Source organism: Mesorhizobium sp. M0410 (assembly GCF_040321435.1).
Taxonomy (GTDB): domain Bacteria; phylum Pseudomonadota; class Alphaproteobacteria; order Rhizobiales; family Rhizobiaceae; genus Mesorhizobium.
The window spans coordinates 26,496-45,389 of the sequence record NZ_JAMYRN010000027.1 but is presented as its reverse complement, the minus strand read 5'-3'; the positions used below and the strand labels follow the sequence as shown (position 1 = coordinate 45,389).

Sequence of the window (18,894 nt, the reverse complement as noted above, 5' to 3'; positions counted from 1 at the left end):
CAGCGAGCGGTCAGCATCCGGGATTCGCGGCGGGGTCCAATCCCAATCAACAATGCCTGGTCCTGCAGAAAATTGTCGTTCGGTGTGACCCGCGTGGATGACGGCTTTGTCCCGGCGCAGTCGCTAGGGTCGCTCGCCGCCGAGACCTCGGAGGAATGACCGGTTTCGGGAGAAGCGTGTCGTCGTCCGAAAGGCGGAGATGGGGCGCAAAGCGGCCATCCAAGGTTCGGCCTACGGAAGTCGTCTTTGGGTAGCAGGTGCATCAACTCATGCTACGCGACAGCAGGCAACTATCCGAGCTCGTGGATCGTTACGCCCGGCACGACAGCCTTGGCGATCTCGCATAGGTGCTGGTGATGCGTAAGGTAGATCACCTGACCCGCACTTGCCATCTCGCCAAACAGTCTGAAAACCTCCTCGGACCGGAAATGGTCGAAAGTCTCCATTATGTCATCGGCAATGAATGGCACTGAGGGTCGAAACTGGGCAAATTCGTAATACCCGGCAAGCCTCAGGGCCAGGTAGAGCTGAAAACGCGCGCCCTTTGACAACGCGTCGGCGACCTTGGACTGCCCGTCGCGCTGCAATGCGATGAGGACTTCGCCGCCCTTCACCGGTTGGGTTGCCAGGCCCGAGTACTGACCGCGCGTGATGAGCGCGAAAGCGTCAGATGCCCGCGCCATCATCCCGGAGCGATGACGCTCGCGGTATACGCGCAGAGCGTTTCCAGCCGACATAACTCCCAGTTTAAGCTCGATATAATGGACGGCCTTTTCTTCGATTTCCAGAAGGACGGTGCGACGTTCGGCATCTATTCGGGCAACAGCACTATCGCCGCCAATGGCGTCCAGTTTGTCCGCCGCTCGCGTCTGCCGGATAAGCTGTTGTTGTATCGCTTCATCAAGATCCCGAAGCCGCTGCTCGCCTTCAGCCTTTTCGATTGCAAGGCTATCGAAATCGAGAGCATTCAATATTGAACACGCCTGTTCGATCCCCTCCACAGCGAGCTCGGTCGACAACTGCTCCTCAAGGTCGGCTACAGCAGCGCGCAGACGATCTCTGTCCCGCAGCAGCTCGTCGCGTTCCACGACTTCGGATAGGGTGGTTACGCCAAAGACGCCCAAGACCTCGTTCTTGCGGCGTTCATGCGCCGCGATCTCGACATCGAGTGTGCCACGAGCATCTTGAAGGCGCTGCAGGTCATTGACGAGGTTTGCCTTCGCCTCGCGAGTGCGATCGGCGCGCTCCAGGCGCTCAGCAAGCCGGATCGCCAACTGTTCCGGTTCGTCGTCGTTCGGCGGTTCACCCGCTTCGGCTGCAGCTGCGGTAATCTCGACAATGAAATTATCTCTGTCTGCCTCCATCTTCCCGATGCGGAGCTGCATGGCATCCCGATCCTGAAGGGTTTTGGACAGTTCAGCCAATTGATCGAGTACGCTCCCCACTCCGGGCGCCGAAAGCCCGCTCTCGAGCCAGGTACCCTTAAGCGCCTCCGCAACGCCGGCCAGCCATTCTTCCTCACGCCTTTCTGCCACGTCCACGGCCCGTCGTCTGGCAGCCAGATCCTCCTCCTTCGCGCTGACTGTTCGGAGCGCCTCGGCACGTTCAGCGTCCACTTTGAGCTGCCTGTCGAGGAACAGCTCTGTGACGGCCATGATCGTCTCCAAACTCTCTTCGGAGTCAGACTGTATTCCGACGCTCTCCAGCGCCCCGCTCAACTCCAGGCGTATCTGGTCTCCCTCGTCGGCCGCCCGACCAGCCTTCTTACGTGCGACCTCGATCCCCTCCCACGCCGCGAGCGCATCGGTCCGGGCAGAAGTACGATCCTCGATCAGTTCGATCATTCGTTCAGGCGAAGATTCCAGGCTATCTCCGAGCAGATCTCTTGCCGATACGCGGATTTCCGACAGTGCTGCTTCCACGTCCAAATCGACCTGGGAAAGTTGGGCGCTCGCACGCGAGATGAAGGCCGCGGTTTCGGCAAGGCTGCGGGTCGTGGTTCGGATCTCGGCGAGCTCCCGCACGTTGGCCAGACGAACTGCTCCAACACTGTCGTCACGAGCCAACGCTACCGCGAAATCGTCCGCTGTTTCGCCCTTAAGGTCATCTCGATGCCTTGTCCAAGCCTCGTCCCGGGCACGCCGGATGGCTGCGGCGGCTTCATCGTCCGTTATGTCAACCGAGCCACGAAGGGCGTCCAGCCGCGCCGAGAGCAACTCGTGATTGGCCTGGTATTCGGCAAGACGTTCTGAAAGGACTGCCCTGCTCGTCCCAAGCTCTGCTGAGCGAGTTTTCCATGCACCAATCTGCCGGGCCGTCGGAACTGAGATCTTGGCCAGCGCCTGAGCATCTCCGGACCAGGGATGCATGCGATGGACCGCTGTTTCCCATCGAATTCCGCTCTCGTCCTCTGCCTCCCGTGCCATCTTGATCTCCTTTAGGTGCCCACTCCCCCTCGCTTTCGACAAAGCCGAGGTAAGCCTTGCCCTGGCAGGCTCGGGCACGGCCCTTTCTTCACCGACCCGTTCGCGTGCCGTCTGAAGCGCATCAAGGGCTGCCGCGGCTTCGTCTCGGGCGACGCGCACGCTGGTAGCAATTCCGGATCGCTGCTCGACCATATTGCGAACAGCACCAGCAATGGCAGCAGGCAAAATCAGGGCGGCAGGCTCTGGCTCGGAGGACCTTCCCAGTGCGGCAAGGCAAGTTGCCATGGCGTTATCGAGTATTTGCAGCTCCGTCCTGCGACTGGGCAGGTCCAAGCCTGCCGAGATATAGCGCACCTTGCGATCCGCCAGTCCGCGAACCCGCTCGGAGATTGCAAGGATCACCTCGTCCACCTCGACCGACGCGATTTTCATCGTCACTCGCTCGACTTCGTCGACGTTTGCTGACAGCCGAGTTCTCAGGCTGGCGTCCTCATCGATCATTTCGGCGACACTACCTGTCCAGGTCCGTGGCGGTGAAGCGATGTCAGGCAACTCAGCCAGCCGGGCTACCTTACGTCGGATATCCGCGAGGATCGGGACTGCGCGGAGATACTTGGCAATGGTATCGAGCCTAGCCGACAGCACCGACCGTTCGGTGATGCTGCGATCGTATTTTTCCGCCGCATCAAGACGTTCGGCCTCGAGGGTCTCGAACGTCGAAGCCAGTGTGTCGATAGCATCCTTCCGGGACTTCAGTTCCGCAAGTCGCTTCTTGAGAAGCGCGAGTTCGGTTCCGTGTGCCTGCTTCCGATAAAGCCCGTCCGCTTCTGCCTCGAGCGCGCTTAATGTGTCACTCGCGTGTCCAAGACCGGCGCTGGCCGTGAACAGGAGCTTGCCCAGGTCTCCACGCGACTCCAGTATCGATTTTCCGCCGGCTTCCAGTGTCTCGTCGTCCAACGAGAACATGGTGCCGTATGCGTCCCGGGACAGACCTGCGAGATGTGCCGCAATCGCCAGTTCGCTCACCGGCTGGCCCATTGCGTTCAACAACGAGTTGTTGCGCTGTTTCGTGCGTGAGAACGTATGCTCCTCTCCCCCGAATTCGAGCACGCCGCCGATGCGCATCGCGCTATATTCATGCAGGAAATTGTAGCGGCTGCGTTCTTCAATCCCGAACAGCAAGTCCAGATAGCCGGAAAGCGCGGTTGACTTGCCGGCCTCGTTCAGCCCGAATACAATATGCAAGTCGGGCCCGGAATCCGGTTTTGGTCCGAACTCGATCGTCCTGTCGGTGAACTTTCCATAACGAATGAGATCAAGGCGCCGGAGCCTCATTGCGATCCACCTGCCTTGAGGCGGGCCGTGACCAGGTCAGCGCCGCTGGCAAGAACCCTGTCGAGGAATAATTCCAGCGCGGCCTCGTCTTTTCCGGCGAAGTCGCGCCCGTCGGGCGGAAGGTCCGCGATGGTTTTCAGGACGAATTCCCTCGCTTCAGCACGGAAGGCTTCTGAACTTGCATCGGCGCGCATGGATTCAGCGAGTTCGAAAATCGGATCCGCGACGCCTTCGAGTGCTTCCGTCCTGGGCGGAGAGAGGCCCAGCTCGAGCTTTTCCACCCATGTGTCGCCGGCCTGTTCCGCTACCTGCTCGGCTTCGGCCAGGAGCAGGTCCCTGTCGCGGATCAGTGCCCAAGACAAAGGCGAGTCACCGGTCAGACCGAGACGGACAACAACGTGACGGGATCTGACGGAAGCCCGGATATCTTCGAGCGCGGATCGGATTCGCCCGACGACTTCTGGCCACTCGACAGTCCCTGTCAGGTCGACGTTCACCCGCTCGAATTGCGCGATACTGGTCAGCCTTTCCTCGACCTCGACGGAACGGTCGTCACGTATCGTTACCAAAGTGACTGACTTTTCGCCGGCCTCGTTTATGTCCCTGCCTTGCGGCATTCCTGGCATCACCACCGTGCTCGCTCTAGGATGAACCTTGCGGACGTGGATGTGCCCGAGCGCCCAGTAGTCAAAACCATGGCCGTGCAAGTCAGCGACGCTGCAAGGGGCGTAGACGTCGTGACCGGGCGATCCGGCAAGACTCGTGTGCATGACACCCACATTGACCGCCCCTTCACGGGCGGCTGTATACTTGGGCAGCAGACTTTCAGGTGCCTTGGGGCTTGCGAAGCTCAATCCATGGAACATGACGTCAAGACCGCCGGCCGTTTGAAGTACGGACTGGGGACGGCCGCTGAAGATCGTTACCGTGTCGGGAAAGACGAGCTGTTTCGATATCCGCGACAGGGCGTCGTGATTTCCGCGGATCTTGAAAACCCTGACGCCGGCCTGGTGGAGGCGTGTCATCTGCGATGCCAGGAACCGTGCTGTTTTCATCGAAGTCTGATCGCCATCATAAAGATCGCCGGCAATGACGAGCGCATCGACGCGCTCCGCAAGGCACAGATCCACAATGGAGACAAACGCCTGGCGACTGGCGTCTCCGACGAGTTCGGCAAGATCGGGGCTTCGCATCGCGAGCGAACGCAGCGGCGAGTCGAGATGAATATCGGCCGTATGTATAAATCGAAATGCCATTCGGCGGTCTCCGGCCACTGAACATAGGGTGTTCGACTGCGGCTCGACAAAAAATTATACGACACGCGGTGTTGGCTGTCCTGAGCTCAGGCTGCCATTCATCTAGCACTCATGCCGGCGTAGTTTCGCTAGGCTCCTATCACGTCGCAGGATGCAGTTGTCAAAGCTCTGGCGGGACTTGCTATGTGCCTTTGCACCATCGATCTAGTTCCGCTTCGCCGGCAGTTCTCACAGGGCTAAACCCTGACGCAGGCCTGACGATGCACGGCTAGAAATTATACTTTAGGCGCCTCTTAACGAACGCCGGCTGAGACCCTTCCAATACATCGACAATACGCCGGTTAATATTAGGATTTTCAATTGCGCCACTCTCGTAGGAAAACTTGTAATTCTTGGTCTTGTCGAGTTTCACATAGACGATTTGCTCGGCATCCGCACCAACAGCTAGGTTCGGGTTGTGCGTCACGAGAACGACCTGACGACGTTTCTTGGCCGTTCGAATGCAATTGGAAAGCACCGAGAAGATGCTTTGATTGTCGAGATTGTCCTCGGGCTGATCGATGATAAGCGGGATGTCGTTCTTGTCGAGCTGCAAATAGAAGACAAGCAGAAGGAGTCCTTTCTCACCCGGCGACAGCTCCTCAAGATCCTTGCCGCTAAGACGCAACTTGTACGATGGTTCAATGTATTCGAGACTGAATAGGAAGTCGTAAAACTCCTTCTGGTCGCGCACCTGGTCGGTGAACTTCAAGTCCTCCGTCTGCATCGCGTCGAGAATTCGGTCGAGGCCCGCTGAAATCGCGGCGAAATCATTCCAGCTGACATCGCGGAGGAAGTCGGACAAGGTTTGGCCCGGCTCCTTGATTTGGCCATTGAACGGGCCTCGTTTGTTTTTGCTGACCTTGGACAGAAAGCTATCCTGAAAGTCCTTACTGAGAACGAACGACGCGTCGATCTCGACGCTGAAGCCCTCGATCGCAACCTCGGATAGCTTGGTGTCGACACTCTTCTTAAGGTCGGCATAGAATTTCAGGATCTTGTTCTTGCTCGCATAGATCGCTTCGACAAGCTTACGCCTCGCCTCCCGAGCCGCGACGATTTTCGCCGGCAAATCATTGTCCAGAGCGGTGATCTGGCTCTCGATATATCGAATGGTGTTCGGTTGCGGGTCGGTTTCATTGCCCGTGATCAGGATATTTCGGCTCTTCCAGGCGTCGAGGCGCTCCAGATACTGCTGATATGCGCGCCGCGGCGCGCTAAGCTTGTCCCGCGCGAGATTGACGGCATCGACCAAATGGTCGATGGCCTTCCGGATGTCCGGCAGGCTCTCAAGGGTCGAGAAGTCAAACCCGTGCTCAAACGTTAATTCATTGTTAGCTTCGAGCTTGCCGATCTGGTTGGTCAGGTCGGCAGCAAGGCTAAGCAAGGCCGCATTCTGGATGCGCAGCGAAACGATTTGATCGGCATCAAGCCCGAATTTACCAAGATCCGATCGGATCTGCTCGACCGCATCTGCGACCCGCTTGGTAAGACTTTCAAGTGACTCATTAACACCTTCGAGAACTTGCTTTTTTCTCTTTAGCTCAGCCAGATACTCGATGGCGGGTTGCTCCCGAGAGCGCAGAGCTGTAAGCTGGGCGCTGTATTGTTCGACGGTCGCTGAAAGGACTTTCTGTTCTGGGGTTTCAATATCATCCGGTGCGTCCATCACCTCCGGCTTGGCTAAAGCGTTCAATTCATTATACTTAGCATCAAGCTGCGCTTTCAGAGTCCGGCGAAACTGCGGATCAGCTTGTTCCTCCAAGGCGACCAGATTCACGTTCTGGGCACGAAGGCGCGTCTTTAGCGCACTGGTCTCGTCCTTGCTGCGCAAAGTTTTCAGATCCTGCAACTCCTTGAAGGAGGCTTGACCCATCTGTTCGGTCTCGTCCACGTGGGAGAAAACAACGTCTTCGATCTGCCGCCGGAATTTCTCGATCTGGATTTCGTTGGTGAGTTTTTCAAAATAGTTCTGCGGCAGGTAGCGGACCAACTCCGGCTTTGTACTTTCGACATGGTCACTCAGCCGCTTCGCGGTGAGGCTTCCACTCTGCCATTCAAGCTCGGCCTCGAAGTTCTCTGCGTAGCGTCTCTGCCGAAATTTCTTGTTTTCGGGGGAGTCTGACAGGAATGCGAAGTATTCCTCAAGGCGGCTTTCGCCGAGCAGACCGATGATGTCGACCAATGCGCTCTTGCCACTTCCCTTGTTTCCGATGATTGCCGTCAGTTCGGGATTGAGTGGAAGGTCTACGTTTTTAAACCACTGCCCCTGGGCGCCATCATAGCCTCTCACCTGCCCTATCTTGAGTCCTCTGAGAATCTTCGTCGGATGTTGGATCTTTCGCGTCTCGACGGGAGGTTCTTCTCCGATGAACACCCGAGCTTCGGGCTCGTAACAGATCTGTTGCAGGCCGCGAAACGTCGTGTCGGCTTTGATCCACGTGTATGGGTAGGAGGGGATGTTTCCCTGCAGCCGCTCTAAATCTTCAAATGAATGCGCGTCGCTGCCCCAGATCACGGGCTTGGGCTCCGACTGGCCGTCGTCATAGCGATCTTTTCGCAAGAAATGGTCGCGGCTCGCGCCATAACCTAGAAAGGCGTGGCATATCCGGTCAATGTTGTCCGCTACCCTCACTTTCCGAGGTGAAGACATGTCGGTGGACTTCATGCCATCGTTCTTAGCGGGAAACGCGAGGAGATAGGGCTGGCTATCACCGAATGCTTCGTTGAGCTTCTTGTTAAGATCCTCGAACGCCACCGAGGCGGACTCATAGTCCGCAGGCTTTGAAAGTTCAGCGCAGGATATGGAGGCGCCGGAACGATCCACACCTTTCGTTGTCAGCAGCTGCAGAAATTTCTCGATCTTTCTGCGGGGACAGAACTGCTCGTCGCTGTCGAAAATCACGTGAAGATGCGGGCTGTCACTCGCTGCGTTAATTGCGTCGGAGAGGCGAAATTCGATGTTAATGAAAAATGCCTTAGGGGAATCAGGATGCCTCTTGTGGAAAGCGTCAATTATCTCGAACGACCTGTCACAGCTGAAATAGTCAGTAATTCCGAAAACTTCGATGGGAGACGCTTCGAGTGCATCAATGTACTTTTCATCGATCTCTGGAGACGAATTCCCATATCCATTGGACATCTTGGTCCCCGGTGGGTGGAGATGTAAATCCCAACGGCGCCACACTGCCCCATTCTTGGAACCTGGTTTCATTCGTCCCCCGATCTCGCCCATTTGTTAGTGCCGTCTGCAACGATTATCAACTTGTCAATTGTTGTTGCCATTGAATGTATATCGCGCTCGGCCTCTGCTGGAGGCGAGAAGGTGGATCATTTGCTCGTCCGGTTTCCCCACAATGCTTCCAAGCCCTCGCGCACTTGGTTGCCGACCCTCTCGATAACGGCGCATTCGTAAAAGTCCACGTCGATATGAATCATGTGGTCGCCCACGAGCCGCGAGGTGATCGTGACTTTGGTTTTCCCTTTGAGCGGAAAGAATTTGTCAGGTTTCACTCGGAATCTCTTGCACTGGTATTCGACCAGTGACTTCACCTTCTCGTAGTCGATCTCGTAGTCGATCTCGGGGCGAGCTGACGCCCTGGCGTGTTCCAGCTTTTCGAGCACTGCGGGAGCCGATCCGAAGCGTTCCGTGAATTTTCGTTCCAAAAGAATTGGATTGAGTCCGTGTTCCGCCGCGATTTGGTAGCAGCCGCCAGCTCGCCACCACCTTCGACTTCGCCCCGCAAATCAGCGAGAGCATCTTCCACTGCATTGGTCATGCGGATTACCCTTGATTACGACAGCAGCTCGAACACGATCTCGTTGATCTCGCGGCCTTCGTCTGTGGAATCCAGGAGTTCCCGGATATGTCGTCGCGTGGCCGCGAAATGGAGATCACGGTCGATTGCAAAGCCTGCCACAATGCTTTCGGCCGCACTGCCCAACCTCGATAGCGTCCGATGAATTTCATTATTGGCATCGTATAGCGGGATAGGCACTTCCCAGACGTGCTTGTGGATATCGCGCTCGTCCTTGCCATACGACATGAACGGCCTGGCAAGCTCCGTGGTTACAGGCGCGTTCAACACCGCGCAAAGGTAATCTGCTTCCTGGACGGAATGAACCGCAGCCCAATAGAGCCCGTTGGCGACAATGGCTCTGCGGTTATCGATTTTAGCTGCGGCGACATGCATACCAGCACGGTTGTAGACCACCCGAAGCGGGGGGATCGGAAGCTGCTTGGAAAGGGTCGTTTGATAGTCGAGCCGATCGGCAAGTGTCATCCGATCGCTTGAGCGATTGCTGTCCCACAACTCGACGGCTCGAGACCACCATTGATGCAGGCCGGGGTGCATTTCGATCTGGCTTTGGTCGAGAAGTTCTCGCGCACTGCATGGGATCACCGAAAGAAGCGGATTGCCAACCCGGTAAGGAAACACGTTGTCGCCCGTAAAATACGGCCGCACGAATTCCGACTCAATCACGCCCTCTATCGCGGGCGAGTCCTTCCACGGCTTCTTTTCTTGAACGCTTCGCGACGATTTCACCGCAACGGTGCCCTGAACCCGTCCAAGTGGTGACACCTCTTGTTTCTCGACAACAAAAGCAACTCGCGGCGTGAAGGTCGCCCCTTGCGTAAACGCCGGAGCATATGGCGATTTCGTAATCTGCCCGACCCGGCGGACTTTGCCGTCAGCCCGCACGAGAGAAAGGCGGGCTTCTTCCCAGTGGCTGTTGGGTGTCCGCAAGCGGCCAGACCAGATTTCCGCTTCTTCAGGCATCGGTCGGCTGACTTCCGACCTCGTTCCGAATACCACACTCGCCGCCCTCGGGAAAAAGTGGGGTCGTATGCGCCGGAGATCCCATGAAGGGCCGAATGAAAGCGCAAGTCCTCCAGCTCCGTCGCCATAATGCCCGCGCCGGAAACCATCATAATGATCCCGGTCGATTGCCGCATTTGGCAGCACGAGACCGAATTTGCCGTCTTTGCGAAGATAGAGTTCGCTAGCCCTTACGACAAAGAGACCCGCCAAATCCTGATGGGTCGCGATTTCTGCGCCAGCCCAAAGACCACGGGCCTCGCTCATCTTACGAAAAGTCGCCTGCATGTTTGCTGGCATATGTCGGTAAGCAAGCCATGGCGGATTCCCGATCAGCACGTCCACGCGGTTGCCTGGACGCGACATCCAGAGCGGCCTCGCCAGGTTCCGCACATAGTAGCCCCAGATATGGTCTCGTCCTTCGTCGTGAAGGCGGCACATCGTTTTGAAGGTACCATTGATAACCGCGCGGTGCTGCTCCGGAATAGCCAACCGGTTGAACACAGGGTTCAGCGAAGGGATGGGATCACCCGCTTTCCTGCCTGCCGCCTTGTTGGCCATTTCGTTCACAAGAAGGTCAAACCTGGCCGCGTCTTCGAGCAGAGCATCGGGAAAGCGGAGTTCGGAATCGAACAACTCGCGCTCGTCGTCTGCACGGATGACAAGATTTCCTGCCGACCAAAGATCGACACCCTGTTCCTGAAACTGCAGGGAGTCACCAAGGTAGACAGGAATCTGGATTACGCCGCGATCCTCGTCGGTGAGCCTTTCGCGCCCGATCGCCAGAAGATAGGTGACGCGGGCAAGCGTGACGGCGACAGGATGCAAATCCATGCCAACCACGTGCTTGGTAATCCCATCGATCATTTCCCGAATGCCGATGCCAGCAGATTCCGCGGCCGCGACATATTTTCGGATCGCGTGAAACAGGAATGTTCCCGATCCGCAGGCGGCATCTAGCACTCGTGATTCCAATGGATCAGTGACCGTCTCGGCAACGATCACATGAGCCAGCCAGTCGGGGGTGTAGTATTCCCCCAGCCGCTTTCGGGTTTCAGCGCCAATGACGCTTTCGTAGAGCACCTTGAGAACGTCCTGCTCAACAGCGCTCCAGTCGAACCGCGCCAGTCTCTTGGCAAGCGTCCTGACGAATGTGTCGCCTTCCTCAACCTCTACAACCCAATCGAAGAAATCTGGTTCGACAACGCCGTAGATGCCGCTCTCATCGAATTTATCGCCAGCAAGGAGGGCAGCAGGCGAAATGGATTCGAGATGAAGCCCGAGAACGGCGTGCGCGATGATCTCCGCCGAATTTACCAGCAGCGTGTGCTCAATAAAGAGGTCATCGGTATCTTCGAACTGGGTCCCGAGTGCCGATGTCAAAAGGCGGGCCCAAAGCGTCCGCTTCATGATTACGCTCGGGTTTGTCTTGTTCCGTTCGTAGAGTGAGGACAGCGTTGCCCGATCGAGCGCATAGGAACTGCTGCCGGCACCAAGGCGCATTTCAATGTTCTGTGCGGTCGGCGCGATGCCGTGGGCAGTCGCCAAGACACCCTCAAGCCAGACGACGAGCCTCTCGACCTCGCCAGCGACGAGCGTTATCGCGGATACCAGATGGAGGCGGTCATCAACGAGGTTGTAGCAAATCCACTCGGTGCCGTCGGTCAGCACGCCGACATATCGAAGCCCCGTCTGTGTCATGCGGCGGGCAACATAGTCCGCCAGCTGTTCTTCCGCTTCGCGCTTCGCTTTCTCACGACGAAGATCTCGCTTCACCTCGATGACGGTGGAGCCGACCTCGACGTCAATCCGCTTGCCGTCACCCACCTGGGCTTCAAGATTTACGATGCGGACATCGTCATCCTCTAGTTCGAACGGTGCAGACAGAATAAACTGTCGCACGTCCGCCTGGATTTCCGATTCCGTCCGCTTGTCGTTCCGCCGCGCTATCCGCGAAAATAATTCGAGCAATACAGTATCCGCCCCGTCAAACCGATCACACCATTCACCGTTCGCACCTCTTGTGCAACCGGAAGGCTTTTTCGTTCACTGCTGCAGCGAGCTTATGCACTCGCCATAGAACGTCTGGGTGTCCTGACCGGGAGCGCTGACGCTTACGTTCGCAGGGAGCCTTAGGGAAAATGTGAATTCTTGAGCGCCGTAGGCTGCTGTCATCAAATTCGATCCTACACTCATAGGAACGGGCTTAGTCTGGCCAACTTGAAGCGAGTTGTCGTCGGCACCCATGCCACCGCGGAATGTCAGGATCATGGGAGGCATCTTCTCGAACTGGCAACTGACGACGGTGGGTTCGGCGGCTGTCGCCATGGTTGGCAGCAGTAAGAGCCAGGCGGACGCGAGGAAACGACGCGCCATTAGAATTTGAACTCTGGTCTTGATGCCGACGCGTTCGCTTCCATTTCGACGCAGCCCTTCAGGATTGAGTAGGAACTTCCACTGACATTGGCGACTTCGTCACAATAGCTGCGAGTCTGTGATGGAACGCCAGACCACACAGGCCTGAGATCGTCGTAAGCCTCTTGTTCCATTTTCATGCATCCGTTGTAGATCATCGCTGATCCGCCGCTCACATCGGAAACGTCCTTGCCGTACCCCGCCGGGTCATACCTTGGGATCTCCTGCGCGTGCGCGTACAACGTCGACACGATGAGAAACGACGCTATTAACACTGTTCTGATTGTCATCATGCCCCTCCACGACCGCGGCGACACTCGGACAAAGAGGAAGGGAATTCAAGCACCATTCATGGCGCTCAGCGGGTACATGCCTGATCTTCCAGGCCGACAATCGGCCCTTCTACCTCTAGAATGCCTTGGTTTTGCAGAAATTGGCGTTGAAGTAGCTTACAGCAGCAATAATCCGGGACGGTTCCCGCAGGATCGAACCGTGCATACTGTCGCTGTTGCACTTGATGTATCCACCCTCCCGAGCACCGCATCCGAAGCCGGGATCCTGCCGATACTCGTAAGGTACGCCGTCCTTCTGTGGCCAATAGACCGTGCTCGAGCTGAGAGGCGGATAGACAGTCTCTTGGGTTTGCCGATTGATCATGTCGATCTGCGTCTGGAGGGTTGGTGGTTCTTCCGACAATCGCTCGAGGTTGCGTGCCCTAAACATTTCAGTGACGGGTTCACTCCCGGTGTCGGAGATCCCGCTAAAGAGAAAGGCGGCAGTCTCTGCGGATTGTGCGAAAGCGGAACCGGCATCAAAACCAGATACATCGCTACTGTCCGAAGCATTCGCCATCCCCAAGCCCGACCCTTCGTCGACACAATCACATCTATCTGAGCCCCGGCAACAGAATTATGAAGCCGTACAGCTTTCCCGTTGCTTCACTCGAGAAGCCCCTTTTTCACCACGATTTGGTACGTGTCGGCCGTCAGCTTGCCAATCGGACAGCCGCTTTCCCGGTCATCCAAGGCGGCATGTCATCGTTTGCCATGCGGCTGACGGGCGATCCGTTCAGGTGAAGGCAACCGGTACGGACGCGGACCGGTCTTTCGGCATATGGACACGAGTACTGATCACCTGCTGCTTTTCGACATCGATTTCGACAGCCTCAAGGGTGAGGTCATCTTCAAGGGCCCCGAGAAGGTGGCCTTGGCAAAGATACCCGTGAGCTGGATCGGGCAGCGTCCGGTTGCCAAAGGCATCATCCGGGCGGCTGACAAATCTGTAGACGATCGAGATCGGCTAGGGCGCATAGATCGCTAGCTGAGAACCCCGGCAACGTATCCGCTCATGCCACGCCTCTTGATTTCGGCCCGGTCGCAATGATCACAGCAAGCTCGAAATCCCATTGTGGGCGAGCGGCTCCCGAATACCCAGTCGAGAATTCTGACTGACAGACTCGGACGTTCCCTGGATTTCGGGCCTTGGAAGTAGGTCGAGATCGCCTCTCTCATACAGCTCTGCGACCTCATCATCTCGTTCACCTGGTCGATCTGGCGGAAGCGTTGTTCAAGCCTGTGTTCGCGATCGACAATCAAGACATCAGTCGATGCGACTGTTTTCTCGGCCATGAATCGAAGACGCGAGACGTCGCGGTTTACACTTGAGCCATTGTGGAACATGACAGCCACAGAGGGCCTTCCGTCCCGGCCCGCGCGGCCGAATTCTTGCAGTTGATCCTCGACAGAGGCCGACTGCTGCCAGTGGATCACCAGGCGGACGTTCGGGACATCGAGACCCATCCCAAACGCGTTCGTGCAAATGATCTGGTCGACTGACGGTCTGCTCTGCCCGAGGAATCTTTTCACGAGTTCCTGACGATCCCAAGAGGTTCCCAGCTTCGAATGGTACAACGGGACATCAAGCCCGCCATCGCATAGTGCCTGCTGCAAGTGCTCGCCGACTGCTACCGACGGCACGAAGATCATCGCCTTCTGGCCGCGGAGCTGAGGCAATCTGAGCAGAGTAGCGATTTCCGTTGCCCTGTGTTCGGTCGCACACCTCCAACGGGCGAGCGCGATGTTGGGGCGGTCTACGTCCCGGACGAAAACTACGGCATCGTCAACACCAAGCGAAGCCAGGATGCGTTCCTGCATCTCCCTCCCTGCCGTCGCAGTAAATGCGAGCACGGGTGGCGATCCCAATTTCTCCCTGACCTCACGTAGGCGGCCGTATTCAGTTCGGAAATCGCGACCCCATTGGTCGACGCAATGGGCTTCGTCGACGACCAGGAATGTTGGCTTCGTTTGCTTGAGGCGCTGTCGCTCTTCCTCGCTGCGGACGAAAAACCGCTCGGGTGCGAGATACAGCAATTTGATCGCGGATTGGCCGAGCAACGAAAACCGCGTTTGCTTCTCTTCTGCATTCAGATCGCTATTGATGAAGGTGGCCGGAATCTTTTTGGCGAGTAGGTCCGATACCTGCTCCGCCATCAGGGTCTTCAGCGGACTGACAACCATGGTGAGACCGCAACGGAGAACCGCAGGAAGTTGGAAGCACAGCGTCTTGCCGGATCCGGTTGGGCTGACGACGAGAACGGATTTGCCTGACAGGGCAGCCAGAACGATCGGCAGTTGCCCTTGGCGGAACCGATCCAACCCGAAGAGACGGAGAGCCGGGCCGAAATTCGCGACCGCTTCCGAATACTGACCGTCAGTATCCAGCCATCTGGCCAGCCTGACCGCCCATCTTTCGATAACCCTGCGTGCTAGTCCGCCTGCAAGATTTGGATGATGAGATGCGTGGCACCCATCGCAGAGGGTGATGAGGTTCGAGAGTTCGTCACTTCCGCCCATTGACCGCGGCAGGAGATGGTGAACATCAGCCTCGGCGGATTTCACGGGTGTCGAGCAGGCCACGCAGCGGTAGTTGTCGCGTTTGAGAACCAGGAGGCGAGTGACCTGCCATGTGCCTGCGTTAGACGATTGGTCCATCATCCGGTCATGCCCATCCCCCGTGAAGGTACAGACCTGTAGCAGACGTGGGTTTACCAAAGACTGACCATTGATCAGCGCCACCGCTTTGGTAGAGAATAGGCTGGGCAACGGGGGTTCTTGAATTTTATGATGCGTTGGGCAGCCGTCTGCGCGATGATGGGGCTGGCAATCTTTTCAAGTTCAGCGATAGCCGCCGAAGTCGAACTTCTCGATCTCCCGGGCGACCTCGAAATTATCAGCATCAAGGGCGAGATCACCGATGGCGCCACCGATCGGTTCCACGAGCTGGTAGAGAAAAAGGAGCGGATATCCGTCGTTCTTCAAAGTCCGGGTGGCCTGATCAAGGAAGCCCTGCAGATCGGCGCAGAAATCCCGCTCCGAAATTCTCGACAACGGTTTTCGCCGACGGCGAATGCTACTCCGCCTGCGGCCTGATCTGAGTATCCGGTGCCAGGCGTTACATGTCGCCAGATTCAAAGATTGGCTTCCAGGCAGCTTTCCGCAGCCGTCGCCGCCCGCACGATGGCAGCGAACCATTCTTTCTCGTGTGTGAACGCCTGTAAGCGCTCATCCGACCCCCTCGATTCCGGCCCTGCTCAGCCTGGCCTGACCATGCGAAGAATCCTCTGATTTGGACGGAGGTGACTGCATGGATAGAGACGGCAAAATGGGCGTCCAATTGGACGCCTCAAGCGACGGCTATGCCGGTCGGCTGGAGGTGATCGAGGGCCCGACGGGCCGGCGGCGACGCACGGACGCCGAGAACGCGCTGCATTCCCGGTCATCAGACAACGGCCCAGGCCTGGAACCGCTTTCGGCCGGTGATTTCGCGCAGATTGAGCGCACCTACAAGATCCTGCGCACCCTGCCGGCTGACCTCCAGTTCCTTCTGGACCATGGCCGTCGACACCAGCGGCCGCGCCAGGACCAAGTCTATCAGCCGCGGCAGTTGCGAGTTCGTCCGCCGCGACCGCAAGCGCCGCTCCAGCTGGCACCGCGCCAGCACCAGCCGGTCATGTTCTTTCAGCCCGGCCGATGCCGCCGCGTGGATGGTCTCGAGGACAGCGAGCAGCCGCACACTTTTCTCACGGGCGCGCCGCCGGTCCCTTTGGATAGCGCGCAAGCCGACAGAGAGACTGGCGAGATGGTTGGCGGTCGTGCCGGTCTGACGCAGCAGGGCCGCGGCCAAAAGCGGCCCGAGCCATGGCGCGTGCTGCAAGACCTCGATCTCGGTCCAGGCGTCGATAAGCAACGCGACGCGCAGCACGGCGGGCAGGTCGATTGTTGCCTGCAGCACTGCCTGCCATTCAACCAGCCGTGCATCCTCATCCCAGTCGAGGTCGTAGACCAGCGCCGGCCGGTCGTTCGCGATCGGCCTTTTTGGACCGGCCTCGATGCCGGCGAGCACCTTTGTCGATCGGGCGAGCAAGGCGTCGATTTCGGCGAACTCGTGCGCCAACGCGTCCTGCTCGGCCGACGACCCCCCCTCATCGACGCCCTCTTCAGAAGGCCAGGCACCCTCGCCGTCGCGGCCTTTTTGCGCCGGCTCCGCAGCTGCGCCGCCGCGGCCAGTCAGCGCCAAAAGCCCGTCGCGGCCGAGCGCCCAGTTCGGCTTGTTCGCAAAAATGTGGCGGCGGGCGCGCAGCACCGCATGTGCCCGGGTGAGCTCATGGGTCGGGGTGCGGATGTCCATATGGGCGTCGTGCAGGACGAGATCCTCAAGGTGCACGAGCTCGCCCTCGATCCACAGCGCGGCGGCGGCATCTGCAAAGTTCTGGCGTTCGACAAAGCCGTCGCGGACGGGCGAGCGGGCCAGCCGCTCGTCGAGGCGGGTCAGTGCCGCGGTTGTGGCTTTTACTTGCGGATTTCAATCCTGCGAATGTCATATCCGCGTTGGCTTTGGGTGGTATTGCGCGACTGATTTCTCGCTAAGAATTTCAATCATGGGGTGCCGCCTTGCAGAAGCTGGTGCAAAAGGGGCCTTCGGCCGCGTCCCGAACTGCGACCGACGACCACTGGTCGCAGGCGCGGCGGATAGCGAGCGAACTCGACAAGGTCCTCGATGGTTCCGCGCCGCGCCGATCGGCGATTGCTCGCGTAGCGGCTGAGCTGCAGTTGTCGACCCGTCAGATCTACAATCTCCTGGCGCGCTATCGTGACGACCGAACAGTAACGGTGCTCTTGCCGAAAACGGGCAACACACGCCGGAAGCGGTTGCCGTCGAAGATCGAGGAAATCATTGCTGCGACATTGCGCGAGCAGTGGCTTGTTCTGGAAGCGCCGCCGCTTGCCCCTGTCGTCGCCGAAATCCGCGCGCGTTGCGAGGAGGCCGGCCTTCGACCGCCGTCCTACATTGCCGCCGCGCGCCGCATCCCGGCTTTGTTCACGCCGGAAGAGATTGCCAAGGGGCGGTCAGCCAACCCGAAGCACCTTCGTCGCCTCAAGCCGCGGCCGGGCTATATCCATGCCCCGCGCCCGCTCGACGTCTGTCAGATCGATCACACGCCGACCGACATCAACTTCGTCGAGGTGGTCGACGGTGCCGGCATTTTCGTCGGCCGCGCCTACCTGACCATCCTCACCGACGTGTTCTCGCGCTGCATTCTGGGTTTCTGCCTGTCCCTGGAAAAGCCGTCTTCCCTCTCCGTCGCACTCTGTCTTGCGCACGCAATGTGCCCGAAGGAGCAGTGGATGGCCGCACGCGGCCTTGACCATGACTGGCCAATGCTCGGCCGACCACGCCGACTCGTCACGGACTCGGCCAAGGAGTTCAAGGGGCGGGCGTTTCAGCGCGGCTGCGAGGAATACGGCATCGGCATCCGATATCGTGACCGCGGCCGCGTCCATCAGGGTGGTGTGGTCGAGCGTCTGCTGGGCAAGCTCAATGCCGTGCTTGCTACGCACCCGGGATCGACCGGACGATCGGTGGCCGACCGTGACGAATATCCGTCCGAGAAACGTGCTTGCCTGAGCTTTGCCGATCTCGAGCGTTGCGTCGCGCTTGCTGTCGTCGATCACAATCTCCAGGAGAACGCCAAGACGCTAAAAGTGCCGCTTACCGAGTGGCAGGCACACGCGGTGGATAATCCGCGCTTCAATTACGACGCGCATGACGTCCTGCTGACGTTTCTGCCGGGTGCCGAACGGCGCCTGACGCCGCAAGGCATCAGCATGTTTGCCCTGTTCTATTACGCGCCATGGCTCGGTTCGTTCGTTCCCGAACGCGACCGGTTGGGCAAGCTGGAGATTCGTTACGATCCGCGCGACATCAGTCATGTCTATGTCCGCGACCCCGCAGGTGTCGCCTTTCGCTCGGTCCGGCGCCGTGACGGGATTTTGACGCCGGTCACCCTGTGGGAGCACGAAAGCGACCGCGCCAACCGCCGGATGGCGAATGCCCGGTCGAATGTCGAGAAGGTCCAGCTCCGCCGTGAGATTGCGTCCGTTGCCGGAACCGCCAAGCACAAGAAGACGGAATTGCGCAACGCCGTTCGCGCTGGCCATGCGGCGGGAGCTTCCAAGCCTTATGAGGCAATGGCGCCGGTGCCGCCGGCCCCGGTGGAGCACCCGGTGCGTCAAAAGCGGCGGCTGCCGATCGAAGAATGGTAGC

The 18,894-nt window shown here is 58.4% G+C and carries 13 protein-coding genes; 4 read left to right on the top strand and 9 right to left on the bottom strand.

The features are described from left to right. Positions 1 to 290 precede the first annotated feature (290 nt). The 7 genes from NKI63_RS26855 to NKI63_RS26825 all read right to left on the bottom strand — a co-directional run bounded on the left by NKI63_RS26855 (position 291) and on the right by NKI63_RS26825 (position 13,143). Complete coding sequence (locus NKI63_RS26855; protein WP_352468042.1) at positions 291 to 3,761, bottom strand: ATP-binding protein; 3,471 nt, start codon at positions 3,759 to 3,761, stop codon at positions 291 to 293. Continuing rightward, entirely contained in the window at positions 3,758 to 5,017 is a 1,260-nt protein-coding gene (locus NKI63_RS26850) for a metallophosphoesterase family protein (protein WP_023722843.1), read from the bottom strand. The genes NKI63_RS26855 and NKI63_RS26850 overlap by 4 nt, the downstream gene beginning before the upstream one ends. Before the next feature lie 268 nt (positions 5,018 to 5,285). Then, on the bottom strand, positions 5,286 to 8,270 hold the full coding sequence (locus NKI63_RS26845) for a TrlF family AAA-like ATPase (RefSeq protein WP_348633266.1): 2,985 nt from the start codon (positions 8,268 to 8,270) through the stop codon (positions 5,286 to 5,288). A gap of 116 nt (positions 8,271 to 8,386) precedes the next feature. Continuing rightward, positions 8,387 to 8,680: a hypothetical protein gene (locus NKI63_RS26840; RefSeq protein ID WP_023722841.1), complete on the bottom strand. Its 294-nt coding sequence runs from the start codon at positions 8,678 to 8,680 to the stop codon at positions 8,387 to 8,389. Between the two features lie 170 nt (positions 8,681 to 8,850). Next, positions 8,851 to 11,847: an N-6 DNA methylase gene (locus NKI63_RS26835; RefSeq protein ID WP_023722840.1), complete on the bottom strand. Its 2,997-nt coding sequence runs from the start codon at positions 11,845 to 11,847 to the stop codon at positions 8,851 to 8,853. 404 nt (positions 11,848 to 12,251) lie between these two features. Beyond that, complete coding sequence (locus tag NKI63_RS26830; RefSeq protein ID WP_051409787.1) at positions 12,252 to 12,581, bottom strand: hypothetical protein; 330 nt, start codon at positions 12,579 to 12,581, stop codon at positions 12,252 to 12,254. 118 nt (positions 12,582 to 12,699) lie between these two features. After that, positions 12,700 to 13,143: a hypothetical protein gene (locus NKI63_RS26825; protein ID WP_023722837.1), complete on the bottom strand. Its 444-nt coding sequence runs from the start codon at positions 13,141 to 13,143 to the stop codon at positions 12,700 to 12,702. Positions 13,144 to 13,404: 261 nt separating this feature from the next. On the opposite strand from NKI63_RS26825, the gene NKI63_RS26820 reads away from it, so the two are divergent. Next, positions 13,405 to 13,611, top strand: coding sequence for a hypothetical protein (locus NKI63_RS26820; protein ID WP_023722835.1), 207 nt, complete (start codon positions 13,405 to 13,407; stop codon positions 13,609 to 13,611). Here the strand turns inward: NKI63_RS26820 and NKI63_RS26815 are convergent. Beyond that, the gene (locus tag NKI63_RS26815) at positions 13,608 to 15,392 is read right to left on the bottom strand and encodes a RecQ family ATP-dependent DNA helicase (RefSeq protein ID WP_023722834.1); all 1,785 of its coding nucleotides are present in this window, start codon (positions 15,390 to 15,392) and stop codon (positions 13,608 to 13,610) included. The two genes, NKI63_RS26820 and NKI63_RS26815, sit on opposite strands and share 4 nt — an antisense overlap. 21 nt (positions 15,393 to 15,413) lie before the next feature. Between NKI63_RS26815 and NKI63_RS26810 the strand changes: the two genes are divergently transcribed. Next, positions 15,414 to 15,719 (top strand): hypothetical protein, encoded by a 306-nt coding sequence (locus NKI63_RS26810; RefSeq protein ID WP_352468043.1) that lies wholly within the window; start codon positions 15,414 to 15,416, stop codon positions 15,717 to 15,719. Between the two features lie 349 nt (positions 15,720 to 16,068). Here NKI63_RS26810 and NKI63_RS26805 read toward each other — a convergent pair whose 3' ends face one another. Further along, positions 16,069 to 17,100: an RHE_PE00001 family protein gene (locus NKI63_RS26805; RefSeq protein ID WP_280940438.1), complete on the bottom strand. Its 1,032-nt coding sequence runs from the start codon at positions 17,098 to 17,100 to the stop codon at positions 16,069 to 16,071. Between NKI63_RS26805 and NKI63_RS26800 the strand changes: the two genes are divergently transcribed. After that, positions 17,008 to 17,205: a hypothetical protein gene (locus NKI63_RS26800; protein ID WP_031195293.1), complete on the top strand. Its 198-nt coding sequence runs from the start codon at positions 17,008 to 17,010 to the stop codon at positions 17,203 to 17,205. The two genes, NKI63_RS26805 and NKI63_RS26800, sit on opposite strands and share 93 nt — an antisense overlap. A 35-nt stretch (positions 17,206 to 17,240) precedes the next feature. Beyond that, a complete protein-coding gene (locus NKI63_RS26795; protein ID WP_023722830.1) occupies positions 17,241 to 18,893 on the top strand; it encodes a TnsB C-terminal domain-containing protein in 1,653 nt (550 codons plus the stop codon). Position 18,894 lies beyond the last annotated feature (1 nt).